Annotated in this window: 1 protein-coding gene; it reads left to right on the top strand. The window is 70.9% G+C overall.

Features of this window, described 5'->3' with window-relative positions:
- Positions 1 to 230 (top strand): GTP-binding protein (locus ACQG3P_RS25390; RefSeq protein ID WP_426806586.1); only part of this gene is annotated, 230 nt, incomplete at both ends.

The following is a 230-nucleotide window of genomic DNA, read 5'->3' as shown; positions in this document are numbered from 1 at the left end:
GCCCGCCCCACGCCCACCGAGCGCCCCCGCACTTGCGGCCTCAGCGCCCCCACCGCCGCCGGCACGACCCCCCCGTCCGAGCCCATCCTGTTCTACACCGGCAAGCGCCACACGATCGGTGAAGTGCACGACGGCGCCGCCACCCTGGACTGGAAGGAGCAGGAGCAGGAGCGTGGCAACACGATCCAGTCCGCTGCCACCACCGCGTTCTGGAAGGGCATGGACAAGTA

This window comes from Stenotrophomonas sp. SrG (assembly GCF_050031795.1).
Classification (GTDB): domain Bacteria; phylum Pseudomonadota; class Gammaproteobacteria; order Xanthomonadales; family Xanthomonadaceae; genus Stenotrophomonas; species Stenotrophomonas rhizophila_A.
Note: the sequence above shows the minus strand (reverse complement) of the source record. Positions and strands in the feature narration are given on the sequence as shown.